Annotated in this window: 10 protein-coding genes and 4 pseudogenes; 4 read left to right on the top strand and 10 right to left on the bottom strand. The window is 68.3% G+C overall.

Annotated features, from left to right (window positions below):
* The first annotated feature begins 24 nt into the window (after positions 1-24).
* The 3 genes and pseudogenes from ACEXOX_RS33905 to ACEXOX_RS33895 all read left to right on the top strand — a co-directional run bounded on the left by ACEXOX_RS33905 (position 25) and on the right by ACEXOX_RS33895 (position 2,986).
* A pseudogene (locus ACEXOX_RS33905) lies at positions 25-1,271 on the top strand (DUF3631 domain-containing protein).
* Between the two features lie 143 nt (positions 1,272-1,414).
* On the top strand, positions 1,415-1,639 hold the full coding sequence (locus ACEXOX_RS33900) for a helix-turn-helix domain-containing protein (RefSeq protein ID WP_406524732.1): 225 nt from the start codon (positions 1,415-1,417) through the stop codon (positions 1,637-1,639).
* A gap of 84 nt (positions 1,640-1,723) precedes the next feature.
* The gene (locus ACEXOX_RS33895; protein ID WP_406524731.1) at positions 1,724-2,986 is read left to right on the top strand and encodes a tyrosine-type recombinase/integrase; all 1,263 of its coding nucleotides are present in this window, start codon (positions 1,724-1,726) and stop codon (positions 2,984-2,986) included.
* 217 nt (positions 2,987-3,203) lie between these two features.
* Here the strand turns inward: ACEXOX_RS33895 and ACEXOX_RS33890 are convergent, their stop codons facing one another.
* The 6 genes and pseudogenes from ACEXOX_RS33890 to rpsB all read right to left on the bottom strand — a co-directional run bounded on the left by ACEXOX_RS33890 (position 3,204) and on the right by rpsB (position 8,793).
* Entirely contained in the window at positions 3,204-3,530 is a 327-nt protein-coding gene (locus ACEXOX_RS33890; protein ID WP_406524730.1) for a hypothetical protein, read from the bottom strand.
* A 576-nt stretch (positions 3,531-4,106) separates the two neighbouring features.
* Positions 4,107-5,245: pseudogene (locus ACEXOX_RS33885) on the bottom strand (phosphatidate cytidylyltransferase).
* Positions 5,245-5,802, bottom strand: a complete 558-nt coding sequence (gene frr / locus ACEXOX_RS33880; protein WP_398169469.1) for a ribosome recycling factor — start codon at positions 5,800-5,802, stop codon at positions 5,245-5,247. The pseudogene ACEXOX_RS33885 and the gene frr overlap by 1 nt, the downstream one beginning before the upstream one ends.
* Positions 5,803-5,976: 174 nt before the next feature.
* A complete protein-coding gene (gene pyrH, locus ACEXOX_RS33875) occupies positions 5,977-6,750 on the bottom strand; it encodes a UMP kinase (protein ID WP_030017377.1) in 774 nt (257 codons plus the stop codon).
* A gap of 176 nt (positions 6,751-6,926) precedes the next feature.
* The gene (gene tsf / locus ACEXOX_RS33870) at positions 6,927-7,763 is read right to left on the bottom strand and encodes a translation elongation factor Ts (RefSeq protein ID WP_030017378.1); all 837 of its coding nucleotides are present in this window, start codon (positions 7,761-7,763) and stop codon (positions 6,927-6,929) included.
* Between the two features lie 109 nt (positions 7,764-7,872).
* The gene (gene rpsB, locus ACEXOX_RS33865) at positions 7,873-8,793 is read right to left on the bottom strand and encodes a 30S ribosomal protein S2 (protein WP_406524729.1); all 921 of its coding nucleotides are present in this window, start codon (positions 8,791-8,793) and stop codon (positions 7,873-7,875) included.
* A gap of 1,214 nt (positions 8,794-10,007) precedes the next feature.
* Between rpsB and ACEXOX_RS33860 the strand changes: the two genes are divergently transcribed.
* On the top strand, positions 10,008-10,316 hold the full coding sequence (locus ACEXOX_RS33860) for a M23 family metallopeptidase (protein WP_406524728.1): 309 nt from the start codon (positions 10,008-10,010) through the stop codon (positions 10,314-10,316).
* Positions 10,317-10,577: 261 nt separating this feature from the next.
* Here ACEXOX_RS33860 and ACEXOX_RS33855 read toward each other — a convergent pair whose 3' ends face one another.
* The 4 genes and pseudogenes from ACEXOX_RS33855 to ACEXOX_RS33840 all read right to left on the bottom strand — a co-directional run.
* Complete coding sequence (locus ACEXOX_RS33855; protein ID WP_361147302.1) at positions 10,578-11,117, bottom strand: helix-turn-helix domain-containing protein; 540 nt, start codon at positions 11,115-11,117, stop codon at positions 10,578-10,580.
* Between the two features lie 1,161 nt (positions 11,118-12,278).
* Positions 12,279-13,114, bottom strand: a pseudogene (gene whiG, locus ACEXOX_RS33850) (RNA polymerase sigma factor WhiG).
* A gap of 366 nt (positions 13,115-13,480) precedes the next feature.
* Positions 13,481-14,644: a DNA-processing protein DprA gene (gene dprA, locus ACEXOX_RS33845; protein WP_406524727.1), complete on the bottom strand. Its 1,164-nt coding sequence runs from the start codon at positions 14,642-14,644 to the stop codon at positions 13,481-13,483.
* Positions 14,645-15,662: 1,018 nt separating this feature from the next.
* Positions 15,663-16,580, bottom strand: a pseudogene (locus ACEXOX_RS33840) (ATP-binding protein); the annotation flags it as partial.
* Positions 16,581-16,582: the final 2 nt, after the last annotated feature.

The raw sequence follows: 16,582 nt of genomic DNA, 5'->3' as shown, positions 1-16,582 counted from the left end.
GGACGCCGAGAACAGGACTGTCTCATGAACGATCCCGCACAGCACGCACCGAGCCCGATCGACGGTGCGGCACTCCTGGACGAAGTCGAGCGCTTCCACCGCCGCTTCAACATCTTCCCCAGGGAAGCCGCCTACGTGGCCGTGACCCTGTGGGACGCTCACGCCCACCTCGTCGACTGCGGCGACAACACCGCCCGCCTGGCGTTCCTCTCCCCCGAACCCGGCAGCGGCAAGAGTCGGGCCCTGGAGATCGTGGAAGCTTTGACTCCGCGCCCGCTGGCAACGGTCAACGCCTCCGCCAACGCTCTCTTCCGCGTGGTTACTGCTGAGGAGGGCCGCCCCACCATCCTCTTCGATGAGATCGACACCATCTTCAGTCCCAAAGCCGGGGGCAACGAGGAACTGCGCGGTTTCTTGAACTCCGGCTATCGCAGGGGCGCGAGTTCCCTGCGGTGCGTCGGTGAGGGCTCGAACCAGAGCGCCGCGCCCTTCCCGTCGTTCTGCGCGGTCGCCATGGCAGGGCTTGGGTCGCTGCCGGACACGATCCTGACCCGTTCCGTCATCATCCGGATGCGTAAGCGGGCACCCAACGAGCACGTCGAGCCCTACCGACAGCGGATCAACGGAAAAGAGGGTCACGCCCTGCGCGACCAGCTCGCCACATGGGCCGACCAAGTGCGCGCGCAAGTGACCGACGCCTGGCCAGAACTCCCCGAAGGTATCTCCGACCGGCCCGCGGACGTGTGGGAACCGCTGCTGGCCGTGGCTGAAGCCGCCGGTGGCGCCTGGCCGGCGCGCGCCCGTGCGGCCTGTGTGGAACTGGTCGCCGCGGCCAAGGACGGCGACCCGGCATCCTTGGGCGTCCAGCTTTTGATCGACCTGCGGGACAAGGTGTTCTGCGGAGCCGACCGGATGCCCACCGCCGCCATCCTCGAAATCCTCCACAGCTTGGAGGACTCGCCCTGGGGAGACATGGACGGCCGGCGCCTCACCCCCGCAGCTTGGCCAAGATGCTCAAGGAGTACGTGACCGGCGCCAACACGCCGATCCGGCCCCGGCCCATCCGCACTACCTCCGGCACCCCCAGGGGCTACTACGCGGAAGATCTCGCCGACGCCTGGATGCGGTACTGCCCCCCGCCCCCTGGGCTATCCGCTACATCCGCTACATCCGCTACACAGCACGTCAACGGCATGATCGATGTAGCGGATACGGCGCCTGTAGCGGATACAAACGCAACGCCCCCGCCGGTCCTCTCCCGCACCGCGTAGCGGGACCTATCCGCTACACGCCACCAATCCGCTACAAAAATCATGGCTTTGACCTGGGGTGTAGCGGATGTAGCGGACGTAGCGGACCTAACAAGAGAGAGAGAGGGCAGCGCTCCCACTTGCCCGCAAAGGAGAGAAGCCGCATGGCACCTCCGGCAGATGCGCTCCGGGGTGGGCTCCCGGACCGCTACCTCACCCCTGACGACGTGGCCGAACTGTTCTGCGTGCCCAAAGAAACCGTCTACGAGTGGCGCAAGAAGCGGTGCGGGCCACCCGGCTTCCGCGTCGGCAAGTACATCCGCTACGACCCGTCCGCCGTGCATCGCTGGGCTGAGCAGCAAATGCGCGCGGACGCCGACGCCGCCTGACGTAACGACAATCGAACAACGATCGAGCGCAGGGCGCGGCCATCAGGCCGCGCCCTGCTGCATCTCTGGAAGGGACCTCGCTATATGGCAGGCCACATCCAAGACCGCTGGTTCAAGACCGAGAAAGGGCCTGACGGCAAGCCCGTTCGGACCAAGACCGACCGTTACGGCGTAGGCCTCCGCTACCGTGCCCGGTACATCGGCCCCGACGGCACCGAAAAGTCGAAGAGCTTCCCCGACCGGCAGAAGCGCCTAGCGGAGCAGTGGCTCACCGACACCGCTTCCGACATGTCGCGCGGCCACTACATCGACCCTCGCGCAGCTCGAATCACCTTCAAGAGCTACGCCGAGAAGTGGCTCAGGACTCACACCGCCGACGTGTCCAGTCAGATCGTCGCCGAACAGCGGTTGCGCCTGCATGCCTTCCCAGTCCTTGGCTCGCGCCCGCTCGACTCGTTCCGTCCTGAGCACATTCGTGGACTGGTCAGCGCTCTGGAGGCAAACCCCGCCGTAAGTGGCGCGTACGCGCGGAACATCTACGGCGATGTTCGAGCTGTGCTGAGCGCTGCCGTGGATGACGGTCTGTTGCCGCGGAATCCGTGCTCTGCAAAGTCCGTCCGCCCGCCGGCGAGCGAGCGGCGGCGCGTTGTGCCGTGGCTGCCCACACAGGTTCACGCCGTCCGCGCGGCGCTTCCAAAGCGGTACCGGACGATGGTGGATACCGGAGCCGGGTGTGGGCTTCGGCAAGGCGAAGTCGTCGGGCTGGCTGAGGACGCACTCGACTTCGAGGGTGGTGTCCTGCGCGTGGTACGACAGGTAAAGCTCATCCGAGGAAAGGCCGTGTTCGCCCCGCCGAAGTGCGGCAAGGAGCGGGACGTGCCACTGCCGTCCTCGGTGGCTGAGGCGATACGCGTCCACATGGACGCCTTTAAGCCGGTGGAGATCACACTCCCATGGCGGAAGCCGGACGGTCCGCAGGTGACGGCCCGCCTCCTGTTCACGAACACCGCGGGCGGGGTCGTCTGGCGGAGCAACTTCAACATCCAGGAGTGGAAGCCCGCGCTTGCGGTGGCCGGCCTTATCCCGGACGCCGGAGAGAACGGCAAGTACGCATCGGCACGCGCGCACGGTATGCACGCGCTGCGGCACTTCTACGCCTCGCTGCTGTTGGAGGCTGGGGAGAGCATCAAGGCCGTCAGTCAGTACCTCGGGCACACTGACCCGGCTCTGACGCTGCGTGTGTACGCGCACCTCATGCCATCGAGTCAGGAGCGTACGAGGAAGGCTGTTGACCGGGCGTTCCAGCCCGATCAACGCGAGCCTGACGGCCCAGAGACGGCCCAGTAACCCGAAACCGGCCCCCTGCCGACGCCAAACGCGCAGGTAGGGGGGCCGGTTACTGCCGGATCACTGCCAGTTCTCCGGGCTTAGGCATGGTTCTTCCAGTGTCGCAGACGCGTTGCTGTGACCTGCTCCACGAGTGTGCCGTCGATCGTGGTGGTTGGTGACGGTCGCTGAGGGGTGCCGGCCTGATCGTGTGGAACCCACGGTCGCGGCGGCTTTCTCAGACAGCCCTCCGGGGCATCGCATCGCCACCGTCATCGCCACCGTCATCGCCATCGTCGCCCGCATCAGTCATGGCCGAGATGGCGGTGGCGAGCGCACCCAGAGCTTCCTCCGGACGGGTCTGAATTTCCGCATATCGCGAGAGAGCGTGCATCTCAAGCTGAGTCAGGCTTCTCACAACTATCACCTGATTTCCCTCACCCCCGTACTTCACCAGGAATACCGAGCCGATCTGGATACACGTGGGCTGCGCCTCACTCAGAACGGAAAGCAGACTGGATACTGCTTCAGTCTCCTTGACGTTTACCTCCGCCTTGGCGGACATCCAATTGAGCCAACTCGAATACTCGCTCGACCTTCATGAGACGGCTCTTCAACTCGTCCAGCCCAACTTGAGCAGCTGCACGGGATCTTCTGAAGATGGCCCCCCGCTCGATTTCCGGCTCCCCGGCCTCCATCGCCAACCACGGCGAAAACCAGAACCACGTCGCCCCGAACACCCAACGGCGCCAAACGCCCAGCTGCATACGGATGGACTGCGCGATCAATCAGCCGGAAGTTGAGCGACTTGAGAGCGTGCAGTTGTGCTTCTTAACCGGAGAGGCGACCTCGGATCCCTCCGAGCGAAGCCAATATCTCTTCCCTCATCGCGGATGGCAGCAGCCATTCCGTATCAAGAAGATCCCGTTTCAAGGTTTCAGCCAGTCGTTCTATCTCAAGCAGTGCGTGCAGCGAAGGCAGGCCCATGCCGGAGGGTACCTATCAGGTGACCCGGATCACACCGGTTGGGCAGTTCGCCGTCGGCACCCGACCGCCGACGCGCCTTGGGGGCACGCACCCGACGTGCGAGGGGCCCGCCACATGGTGTGGCGGGCCCCTCGCACGTACGGAAAACCGCTGGTCAACCAGATCCGACGAAGATCACGTACAGCAGCCAGACGATCGGGGCGGTCGGCAGGAGGGAGTCCAGGCGGTCCATGATGCCGCCGTGGCCGGGCAGCAGGGTGCCCATGTCCTTGATGCCGAGGTCCCGCTTGATCATGGACTCGCCGAGATCGCCGAGGGTCGCGCTGGCCGCGACGGCGATGCCCAGGAGCAGGCCCTGCCACCAGGCGCCGTCGGTGATGATCAGCTCCATGCTCAGCGCGCCCGCGACCATGGCGAACAGCACCGCGCCCAGCAGTCCCTCGCGGGTCTTGCCGGGGCTGATGCGCGGGGCGAGCTTGTTCTTGCCGAAGCGCCAGCCGACCGCGTACGCGCCCGTGTCGCTGACGACGGTCAGCAGCAGGAACGTCAGGACGCGCTGCGGTCCGTCGTCGGCGGCGAGCATCATCGCCACGAATGTCGCCAGGAACGGCACGTAGAACGCCGCGAAGACGCCGGCCGTGACGTCCCTGAGGTAGTTCTCGGGGGCCTCCGTCATACGCCACACGAGGGCGGCGAGCGCGGTGAGCGCCATCGCCACCCAGGCGCCCTCGGCGCCGCGTACGTAGCCGGCGACCACCATCGCCGTACCGCCGAGCGCGAGCGGCACCAGCGGGACCTTGACGTCCTTGCGCTCCGCCAGCCGCGAGGTCAGTTCCCACAGGCCCACGACCACCGCGATGACTATCACGCCCACGAACAGCGGCTTGTAGACGAAGAGCGAGAAGAGGATGACCGCGCCGAGGCCGACGCCGACCCCTATGGCGGCCCGGAGGTTGCGTCCCGCGCTCTTCTTCTGCGGCTTGGGGGTTGCGGTGAGCTGTCGGGCCCCGGCATGGAGGTGGGCATGGGCTCCTGCGGCTGTTCGTCGCGGAACAGGGGGCCGCTCGGCCGAGCGGCCCCCAGGTCGTCCCGGTGGTCCCGGTCGTCGTCCGAAGGATTCCGGTCGTCGTCCTGGTGTCCGCCTGTGTCGGGCACGATGGGCATGGGGCGAGTCTGCGCCGCCGCGCCCCAGTCGTGCGCGGGACCCGCCGTACCGACGGGTCCCTGGTCGGGTGGTCCCCATTGACCGGCTCGGCCGACGCCAGGCGGGGCCCCCCAGGATGACTCGTTCATCAGACCTCGAGGAGCTCGGATTCCTTGTGCTTGAGGAGCTCGTCCACCTGCGCGACGTACTTCGCGGTGGTGTCGTCGAGCTCCTTCTCCGCCCGGCGCACCTCGTCCTCGCCGGACTCCTTGTCCTTGACGAGCTTGTCGAGGGTTTCCTTGGCCTTGCGCCGAACGCTGCGGATCGAGATCTTCGAGTCCTCGGCCTTGTTCTTGGCGACCTTGATGAACTCCCGGCGGCGCTCCTCGGTGAGCTCCGGGAAGTTCACACGAATGATGTGGCCGTCATTGCTCGGGTTGACGCCCAGGTCGGAGTCCCGGATGGCCTGCTCGATGTTGCGCAGCGCGCTCTTGTCGAACGGGGTCACCACGGCCATCCGCGGTTCGGGCACCGAGAACGACGCCAGCTGGTTGATCGGCGTCATGGCACCGTAGTAGTCCGCCACGATCTTGTTGAACATCGCCGGGTGCGCACGCCCGGTGCGAATCGCGGCGAAGTCCTCCTTGGCGACCACGACGGCCTTCTCCATCTTCTCCTCGGCCTCGAGGAGGATCTCTTCGATCACCACTTGCTCCTGGTCTTTTCGGTAAGAAGCAGAGCCTCGCCCCTGCCGCGCGTCTTCTCCTGCACGGTGTCCGACCGGCAGGCCATTGTCCATCCCCGTGCCGAGGTCATCCACGGCCCGGGGTTGCCGCCCGTACGGAGCCCTGCCCGTACGGCACTACGGCAGTTGGGGCCGTCAGGCCCGGGTGCCCTGATCGCTGACGAGCGTGCCGATCTTCTCACCCTTCACCGCGCGCGCGATGTTGCCCTCGGCGAGCAGCTCGAAGACGAGGATCGGAAGCTTGTTGTCACGGCAGAGCGTGATGGCGGTGGCGTCGGCGACCTTGAGGTCGCGGGTGATGACCTCGCCATATTCCAGGGCGTCGAACTTCACCGCGTCCGGGAACTTCTTGGGGTCGGCGTCGTAGACCCCGTCCACCCCGTTCTTGCCCATCAGCATGGCCTCGGCGCCGACCTCCAGGGCGCGCTGCGCCGCGGTGGTGTCGGTGGAGAAGTACGGCATGCCCATGCCCGCTCCGAAGATGACCACGCGGCCCTTCTCCATGTGCCGGACGGCGCGCAGCGGAATGTACGGCTCCGCGACCTGTCCCATGGTGATGGCGGTCTGTACGCGGCAGTCGATGCCCTCCTTCTCCAGGAAGTCCTGGAGGGCCAGGCAGTTCATGACCGTACCGAGCATGCCCATGTAGTCCGAGCGGGCGCGGTCCATGCCGCGCTGCTGCAGCTCGGCGCCGCGGAAGAAGTTGCCGCCGCCGATCACGATGGCGATCTCGTAGCCGTCGCGGACCACTGCTGCGATCTCGCGGGCGATGGCGTGCACGACATCGGGGTCGACACCCAGTCCGCCGCCGCCGGCGAACGCTTCGCCCGACAGCTTCAGCAGGAAGCGTCCCTTCCCGTCACTGTCGGCTTTGTGGGCTGTGTCCGCGCCGTCGGCACCCTGATTCATCACGCTCTCCTCGTGCACATACGAAGAAGGCCATTGCCGGGGGTCTGGTTCAGATCCCTGTACGGCAATGGCCTCCTCGTCACATCTGCGGCCGGCCGGTATGCGGCCGACTGCGTACGACCCTAGCGGGGCCGCAGGTCATTCGCTGGCCTTGGCGACAAGGCCCACGGCTTGGCTCAGGCGCCGACGCGGATGCGCGCGAAGCGCTTCAGCGAGACACCGGCCTCGTTCAGGACCTTCTCGACGGACTTCTTGTTGTCCTTCGCGAAGGGCTGCGCGAGCAGCGTGTTCTCCTTGAAGAAGCCGTTGACGCGACCCTCGACGATCTTCGGGAGGGCGGCCTCGGGCTTGCCCTCCTCGCGCGAGGTGGCCTCGGCCACGCGACGCTCGTTCTCGACGACGTCGGCCGGGACGTCCTCACGGGTGAGGTACTTCGGCGCGAACGCGGCGATGTGCTGCGCGACGTCCTTGGCGGTCTCGGCGTTCTCCTTGTCCAGCTCGACCAGGACGCCGACCTGCGGCGGGAGGTCGGGCATGGTGCGGTGCATGTAAGCGGCCACGTAGCCGCCGGAGAACTGCGCGAAGCGGTCCAGGACGATCTTCTCGCCGAGCGTGGCGTTGGCCTCGTCGACGTACGCCTGGACGGTCTTGCCGGCCTCGATCTCGGAGGCGAGCAGCGCCTGGAGGTCGGCCGGGGAGGTGGCGGCGACGTGCGCGGCCAGCGCGTTGGCGACGGCCAGGAACTTCTCGCCCTTGGCGACGAAGTCCGTCTCGCACTTCAGCTCGAGCAGGACGCCGGAGGTCTTGTCCTCGGAGATGAGGGAGACGACGGCGCCGTTCTCGGCCGAACGGCTCTCGCGCTTGGCGACGCCCTTCTGGCCCTTGACGCGGAGGATCTCCACGGCCTTGTCGACGCTGCCCTCGGCCTCGTCCAGGGCCTTCTTGCAGTCCATCATGCCGGCGCCGGTCAGCTCGCGGAGCTTCTTGACGTCCGCGGCGGTGTAGTTCGCCATGGTCTGTGAATCTCTTCTCGAAATCTCGACAGTCGAAAGATCTACGGGTGGACGGCGGGGGGAGCGCTCGTGGCACTCTCCCCCGCCGTCGTCAACCGGTCGTGCGGCGTCAGGCCTGCTCGGCGGCCGGCTTCTCGGCCTCGGCGGCAGGCGCCTCGACGGCGGGGGCCTCGGCAGCCGGGGCCTCAGCAGCCGGGGCCTCGGCGGGCTCGTCCTCGGCCTTGGCCTCGTCGGCCTTGGCGTCGTCGGCCTTCTTCTCGCCCTCGAGCAGGTCGCGCTCCCACTCGGCGAGCGGCTCGCCGGCCTTCTCGCCCGGCTTCTGGTCGCCGGTGGCGACGCCGGAGCGGGCGATGAGGCCCTCGGCGACGGCGTCGGCGATCACGCGGGTGAGCAGGGTGACGGAGCGGATCGCGTCGTCGTTACCCGGGATCTTGTAGTCGACCTCGTCCGGGTCGCAGTTCGTGTCGAGGATCGCCACGACCGGGATGTTGAGCTTGCGCGCCTCGCCGACGGCGATGTGCTCCTTCTTGGTGTCCACGATCCAGACGGCGCTGGGCACCTTCTGCATCTCGCGGATACCGCCGAGGGTCTTCTCCAGCTTGGCCTTCTCGCGGGAGAGGACCAGCAGCTCCTTCTTGGTGAGGCCGGAGGCGGCCACATCCTCGAAGTCGATCTGCTCGAGCTCCTTCAGGCGCTGCAGGCGCTTGTAGACGGTCGAGAAGTTGGTCAGCATGCCGCCGAGCCAGCGCTGGTTCACGTAGGGCATGCCCACGCGGGTCGCCTGCTCGGCAATGGCCTCCTGGGCCTGCTTCTTGGTACCGACGAACATCACCGAGCCGCCGTGGGCGACGGTCTCCTTGACGAACTCGTAGGCGCGGTCGATGTACGACAGCGACTGGAGCAGGTCGATGATGTAGATGCCGTTGCGCTCCGTGAAGATGAAGCGCTTCATCTTCGGGTTCCAACGGCGGGTCTGGTGCCCGAAGTGGACGCCGCTCTCCAGCAGCTCCCGCATCGTGACGACGGCCATGGCCGTACTCCTCGTGTTACTCGGTTCCACTGCGGCCGGGCGGCCGCGGTGCCTGACGCCCCGGCGCGCTCTGCCGGGGAAGGAACCCTTGCGGGGCCTTCCGAGGACCGAGGGGCGCGTCCACCGTGCTGCCCGAATGGGAACTGTTGCGCTGGTGGCGGGGCGTGCGAAGTCGACCCGGTGACCCGGATCGCCACAAGAAGTGTACGGGACCGCCGAAGGGACGGGCGACACGCTCCTTTCGGCCAGGTTGGGGGTGGGTGTGGGGGTGAGGTGCGGAGGCCGGGGTGGGGTGAGGTGCGGGGGGGCGGGGCGAGGTGGGGGCTCGGGGAGCGTCCGCGGTGGGGAGTGGGCGCTCCGGGCGGGAACCGAGGTGCCGGACGAGGTATCGCACGGGTGATGCGGTTGTACACAACCCGCCGGTAGTCCACCGATCCAGCTCAAGATCCCCGAGCCACGGCCGATCGAGGCACCGTCGTGACATGCGACAACGAACCGTTTTCGAGACCGTACGCGCCGCAGTCGTCCGGCGGTCGGCGCGCGGCGTACGTGCTGTTCCCACTACCAGGACACGCCGTTCATGGGTAGGGCCTGGGTCTGGCCGTCCGGCGGGCTGGCCTGGGTCTGGCCGTCCGGCGGGCTCGGCTGTCACCGGGGGCGCCGGAGGTATCAGAAACTGCGGGGGTGACGGAGGCGACGGGGGTTCTGGGGACGCCGGAGATGACGGAAGTGCTGAGGGCGTCGGGGGTCCTCAGGGCGCCGAGAACAGCAGGAACGCTCGGGTCACCGGGGGCGCCGGAGTCAATGGGGGCACCGGGGTCACTGAGGGCACCGGGGTCGCTGGGGGCACCGGAAACGGGCGGGTGGCGCACGCCCGGCGCACCGCTCCCCCAGCCGCCCGCCTCCTGGCCCTCTGCGCGGCGGGCACCGCATCGGCCGTACTGTCGGCCGGAGTTGCCACGGTCGGTGTGGCGTTCGCCGGCGACGTTCCTCCCCGTCCCACAGAGCCTTCAGAACCTTCGAAGCCTTCGGAGCCTTCGGAGCGCCATCCGACACCGGCACCGGGCCGCTCGACCGGCCCGGATCCGAGCCGCCCCGCATCGCCGACCACCGGCGAACGAGCTTGGCCCGTCACTGGAGCAACCGGCGCGCGGCCCACTGTCGCGCGCGGCTGGGAGCCTCCACCCGCCCCCTGGGCGCCCGGCCATCGGGGGGTGGATCTCCTCGCGGCCGAGGACGCGACGGTACGAGCCGCCGCTCCTGGACGCGTGCTCTTCGCCGGCAAGGTGGCAGGCCGGGGCGTCCTGTCGATCGAGGTGGCTGAATCCGGCCACCCGCCACTACGCACCACCTACGAACCGGTCCACCCGACCGTCCGCAAAGGTGACCACGTCACCGCAGGTCAGGCAGTGGCCAAGCTCGGCCCAGGCCCGTTCCACTGCTCTGCCGCGTGCCTGCACTGGGGCCTGCTCCGCGACAAGACCTACTTGGACCCGCTGTCCCTACTCCCCCAGCCATGCTGAACCCCGGCCCTTCACGGCTCCTGCCGGTCATCAACGTGCCCGAGCCGAGGAGCGAACCAAGGCACCGTGATCCGCCGCGCCCGCGTCAACCTCGGCGCACGAGATCCCCTCATGCAGGCCGGATAAGCGGGATACGAAAGCGCGCCCCGCCACTCCACCGACCCGCCCATCGTGTTTTCAAGCTCCGCCCAATGCCAGCGCCGAACCCCCACGCCCCACGCCCCGCACCATCCACGACCTCGTGAAGGGAGGACCGACCGATCAGCCTCTGACCCCACCCAGGACCATGGCGACCGCGGCTTCTGTGATCTGCGTCGGCTCTTCCGCAGCCCCGAGCTCGATGCGACGGACAGCGGCGTCGACGATCCCTTGCAGCAGCATGGCGGCAAGACGCGGCTGCTCGTGACCGAGACCGGCCAAGGCCTCCACGATCATCGCGATCAGTCCGCCGTGCGCGGCACGGATCTTCTCCCGCGCTCCGGCGTCCAGCTCACCTGCCGAGATCGCGACGACGGCCCGGTGGCGACGGTCGCCGACCAGCGCGAGCTGTTGCCGCACGTACGCCTCGATCTTGGCCTCGGGTGTCTCGACCCGCTCCATCGCCGCCTCGACCTCAGCCGCCCATACGGGGAAGTCGACAGCGCAGAGCTCTTCGACGACAGCCGCGCGGGAACGGAAGTACTCGTAGACGGAGGAGCGTGCGAGCCCCGTTCGCTCAGCGAGGGCGGGGAAGGTCAACGCCTCGGTCCCGCCTTCGGACAGCAGGGTGCGGGCGGCGTCCAGAAGGGCGCCACGCTGCATCGTCCGGTGCTCGGCCACAGAGGCCGCTCGAATCCTGGGCACGTCACCACTCTACGGATGGCACGCCGGACACGGCACTCCGCATCACGATGTGTCCACACCGACACCCGGGAGAACGACACCGACCGAGACTGACGAAAGGGGAAACCGCGCAGGCCAACACACGGAGAACCACCGACAGCAGGCAAACCGTGGCGGGAGAAGACCAGGGGCAGGGCGGGGGCAGAGATTCAGCTAAGGAGGGAGATGAGCCAGGGCAGCCACCATGAGCCGACCTCACACACTCTGCCGAGCGGCGAGCAAGCGCGGAAGCGCGGGCCGACATGGGTCTGGGACTGGGCCGCGGGCGCTGGGATGCGCGCTGCTGCGCAGGGGACGCTGGTGGTCGTGGGCCGGTAGGGAGTGCGTCGGGGGAGCGGGCACTTGCCAGGGCTGGTTGTCTGCGGCGGGCCCTCGGCGGGGCAGGGCGCGCTGGCCGACCGCGGGGTCAGTGCCTGAGGGCTACTCCGGTTCGATCCCAGTCGATCCTGGGTCACCCCAGGCAGTCCATGGGTCGAGCGCGACAGCCAGGCGCGGGCACCGCCGACAGGCGCGGGCACCGTCAATGGCGAGGAGACGGCCGCGGGGGCGGCATGAGCCGTGCGCCTAGAGGTGAGCTCCAGGGCGGCCCTCCAAACACGAGCGCCGTCGAAGAGCAGGCTGCGCTGGGAGCAGCGGTGGAGTGGCCCGGCCGAGGGGGAGAGGAGCGGAGCGGAGCCGGAGGCGGGAGCGGAGCCCGAGGCAGGAGCCGAGCCGGAGGTGGAGTGGGGGGGGCAGGGGGGAGGGAGGGCGGGGGGAGGGAGGAGGGGCGAAGCGGAAAGTGAGCCAGAAGTTCGGAGACCCGGGCGCGCAACAGTGAAAGCGCAGGCGAAGGGCCCCGAGCGAAGGCCAAAACACAGAGCCGAGCGAAGGGAGACGCCGGCACAGCGGCTTCGCCATCCCGGCCCCGCTCGCACACGCATCGGTGCTTCCAGTGAAGCTCCGACTGCTTCTTGTTCCGACCAGCCCCGACCACCTTCTGTCCAGCTTCCGACAACGAGTTGCCCTCGCTCCCCTCCCGACACGACACGGTAGGACGCGACCCACTGGGCGGGGGCGCCGGCTCCCACGCTCCACCCCGGCTCACCGCCCCACATCAGCCAGTTTGGCGCGGAGCTGGAGTACGGACTTGGTGTGGATCTGGCTGACGCGGCTCTCGGTGACCCCGAGTACGTTGCCGATCTCGGCGAGCGTGAGGCCTTCGTAGTAGTAGAGCGTCACGACGGTCTTCTCCCGCTCGGGAAGCGTGTTGATGGCCCTTGCGAGCAGTCGCCGCAGCTCGCGGTCCTCGGCTACCTCGACGGGATTGTCGGCAGCCGTGTCCTCCAGGGTGTCCATCAGGCTCAGCCGATCACCACCCTCGCCGCCGACGTGCAGCAGCTCCTCCAGGGCGACGACATTGGCCAGGGACAGCTGGCTGAATACCCCGTGAAGTTCCTCCAAGGCGATGCCCATTTCCGAGGCCACCTCCGCTTCGGACGGGGAGCGCCGCAGCTGGGCCTCCAGCGTGGCGTACGCCCGCTCGACCGCCCTGGCTTTCTGCCGTACCGACCGCGGGATCCAGTCCAGTGCCCGCAGTTCGTCGATCATCGCCCCCCGGATACGGGTGATGGCGTACGTCTCGAACTTGATCGACCGCTCGGGGTCGAACTTCTCGATGGCGTCGATGAGCCCGAAGACTCCGGAAGAGACGAAGTCGGCCTGCTCGACGTTGGGCGGCAGGCCGACACTGACCCGGCCGGCGACATACTTCACCAGGGGCGAGTAGTGCAGGATCAGCTGCTCCCGCAGCCGTCCGTCGCCCGAGATCTTGTAGGCGCGCCACAGCTCCTCCAGCGAGGTGGGCGCGGCGGGGCGCACGCTACCGCGCGCGGCGGGGGCGCGGCCGCGCGGTCGGACCCGGAGGTGTGCTGGGGCATTCGTTGCCTTGAGCCGTTCTGCCGAAACACTGGGGAACACGTGCGTGAGGTTGAATTACTCGTGAGCGTAGCGTGACTGCAGTGTCGCGATGCGCGATGAAGGGTCGCCCGGGAGTGCGCAGATACGTTCCGCTGCCCGCACCCCCGGGTTACAGAGGGCGGCGCCAATTCCACTCGCAGGGGGATGGAAGTGTCGTTACGGGCGCCCGGCGCACGCTCCCCCGCACGCGGATTCACCACTGACCGCCGCGGCGACAACCGATGCGCTCGTCGCCGTCCAGCGACGACAGGACCCCCACCAGCAGAAAGACACCGAATCCACACCTTGCGGTCATTCTTCTCACCTTTTCACCCGTTCGCCACAGGTCAAGCGCCACCTCCCTGGGACCCTGCGGCAGCCCCTGAACTCCGCGCCAACTCCCAGACAGCTCCACACCTTTGAACGAATCCCAGCGACTGCAGCTCGAAGAGCTTGCCCTGCGCGACTTCCTCTGCCGTGCCCGAGTCCTGCGCCAGCCGCCGCGAGTCCGCTCCACCTCGTGCGGGAACCGCTTCAAGCACCCGGGAGGCCACCGGATCAAGAAGATCGTGCGCCAGGGTCGGCCCACGCTGCGCGGGAGCAAGGTCGCCGATGCTGCCGACCAGCTCGATGACTTCGGCGGCTTCGGTGACCACTACGGCTTCGCCCCGCAGCAGTTGGTGCACGCCCGCCGACAGCCCACTGGTGACCGGCCCCGGCATCCCCATGGTGAACCTGCCCAGCTCTGTCGCCCGCCGAGCAGTGACCAACGATCCGCTGCGCAGTTCGGCCTCTACGACAACGGTCCCCCGGGTGAGGGCCGCGATGACTCGGTTTCGCAGGATGAAGCGACTGCGCGTCGGATGATCTCCCGGTGGCAACTCGGCGATGACCAGTCCCTGTTCCGCAAGGCGCCGGATCAACTCGGTGTGCCCCCGCGGGTAGGCGTAGTCGACGCCGGAGGCCAATACCGCGACCGAGGCTCCCTGTGCCGCCAGGGCGCCTCGATGAGCCGCGCCGTCCACTCCGTATGCAGCTCCGGACACCACCGTCCAGCCGCGGTCGGCCAGGCCTGCGCTGAGGGTGGCCGCCAAGTGAGCACCGTACTCCGTACAGGCCCGAGCGCCGACGACCGCGACGGACCGTAAGGCCCAGAGTCGCAAGTTGGCGGACCCGCGTACCCACAGGCCGATGGGTCTGCCATCCCCCAAATCGTTCAACTGCTGCGGCCACTCGTCGTCTCCTGGGCAGACGAACCGGCCACCGAGCGCACTGATGGCCGCCAGATCTGCGGCAGCTCTGCCGGCATCCGTCCGAGCCGCTCGCAGTCGCATACCCTTGAACTTCTCTTTCGTCACCCCTGACGGCATGTCCCGCTCGCCCAACAGGGACTGCACCAGGTGTACCGGCGTCGTCTGCCGCAGCCACCGGCCCACCACTTCGTCACCGGGCTCAGCGATCCGCGTCAATGCCGCGCGTGCCGCCCTCTCCTCCTCCCCCACTTCACTCATGCGCCGGCTCCCTGGCGCTTGCTGTAGAACGATCCTCAGTCCCCCACATGTACCTCTCCCTTTCTCCTGCTCCGTTTCGTGCTTCCTCGGCAGCCGAGCAGCGCCGTGTAGCCGAAAGTGGCAACTGGGTCGCCACACCTCGGTCTGCCTGGCCGCCGACCGCGGCCAAGTCCCGCCGCCAGCTGCCTGCCGCCTGCCTTCATCCGTTCGGCCCTACGCTCAGGTCACGTGCGTTCTCACTCGCCCGAGGTATGGCTGGGGCCGAGATGTGGTTCGGTGCTTGGTCGGGGCCCGTTCGTAGGCGGCCGACCTGTGCTCGTACGTCTTGCTCCCCGTCCCCTCCCCCGCCCACCCGCCCCGCACCTCCTACCTGTCACGCTTCCGCTGCGAGCGTCCCCATCGCCTCGCCTCCCCCTCACGCCCACACACCACCGCCCACCCCCACACCAACGCACCGCCACGCCTGCCGCACCGCCGACGCCGCCGCACCACCCGCGCCACCGCGCCATGGCCATCACGCCTACGCACCGCACCGCCACGCTCCCGCCACCCGACCGCTGGCCGCCGCCCGCCGACTGCCCCGACTGCCGACTGCCGACTGCCGACTGCCAGTCATCGGCCGCCCCTGTCGTCGCGCCACCGCGCCCACCCTGTCGCGCGCAGCCCTTCCCTACGCACCGCCTCAGGGCCGAGCGGTGCGGTTGCGTCGGCGGCGCCGCACCGGTGCCACGGAACGCCTATCTCAGGGGCAGTCGGCCAGCCCATCAGCCCGGCCAAGGGGGCACGCCGCAAGCCCAGTCCTGCTGCGCCCTACTGGCCCCCGTGCCACAGCTCCAGCCAAGCCACGGTCCACCACCTCCTATGCGCCTTGCTCCGCCCCGGCCCGGGCCACCGGCATTCGCCCCCTATTCACAGACCCCGCGAACGCGTCAGGTCATGCCCCTGAGTCGAACCGTTCCTCTCCGCCTCAGGCCTGTCCCTCCCCCTCCGCGACAGCCCAGCCCTCTCCTCACCTCACTCACCTCACCCCCGCCGCCAACGGCACCCCCCGCCTGATGCCCGTACGCAGTTCCAGAGCCCAGTTGATGTCTTCGGCCGTCGGGCGGTCGTGACCGGCGAGGTCGGCCGAGGTCCAGGCGACCCGGAGTACGCGATCCATGCCGCGGGCCGTCAGGAGGCCGGTTTCGAGATCGTGTTCTGCCTGCGCCATCGCGCCCGGGGCGACTTGCCAGCGGGTACGCAATTCGTGGCCCGGGACCTCGCTGTTGGTGCTCCATGGCGTATCCGCGAGCCGGGCTGCGGCGCGGTCGCGGGCGGCTCGTACGCGTTCGGCCACTTCAGCGGTGGTTTCGGCGCTCTGGGTGAGCGAGAGCAATTCGGAACGTGCGACGGGCTCCACCGCCACCCGCAGGTCGATACGGTCCATCAGCGGCCCCGACAGCCGGGCGCGGTAGCGCTGGATGGTGGATGGGCGGCATTCGCAGCCGCCTCCGAGTGTGCCGTGGCGACCACAAGGGCAAGGATTGGCAGCCAGGGCCAGCAGGAACTTCGCCGGCATCCGCATCATCCCGGCAGCTCGCGCGACCACGACGTACCCCGACTCCAGCGGCTGCCGCAGCGCGTCCAGCACACGGGCGTTGCATTCAGCTGCTTCGTCGATGAACAGGACACCGTGGTGCGCAAGTGACACGGCTCCCGGCCGGGGCAGGCCACTGCCGCCGCCCACCAGCGAGGCCATCGTCGCACTGTGGTGAGGCGCGCAGTACGGTGGGCGATCCACCAGTGGCTGCCCCGGCGGCAGGGCACCGGCCACCGAATGCACCGCCGTCACCTCCAAGGACTCCTTGGGCGAAAGACGGGGAAGCAGCCCGGGCAGGCGTTCGGCCAGGAGGGTCTTGCCAGCTCCTGGAGGACCCAGGAAGAAGATGTGGTGACGTA

This window comes from Streptomyces sp. Ac-502 (genome assembly GCF_045222935.1).
GTDB lineage: Bacteria > Actinomycetota > Actinomycetes > Streptomycetales > Streptomycetaceae > Streptomyces > Streptomyces monomycini.
This window is presented reverse-complemented; position numbering and strand designations above follow the sequence as displayed.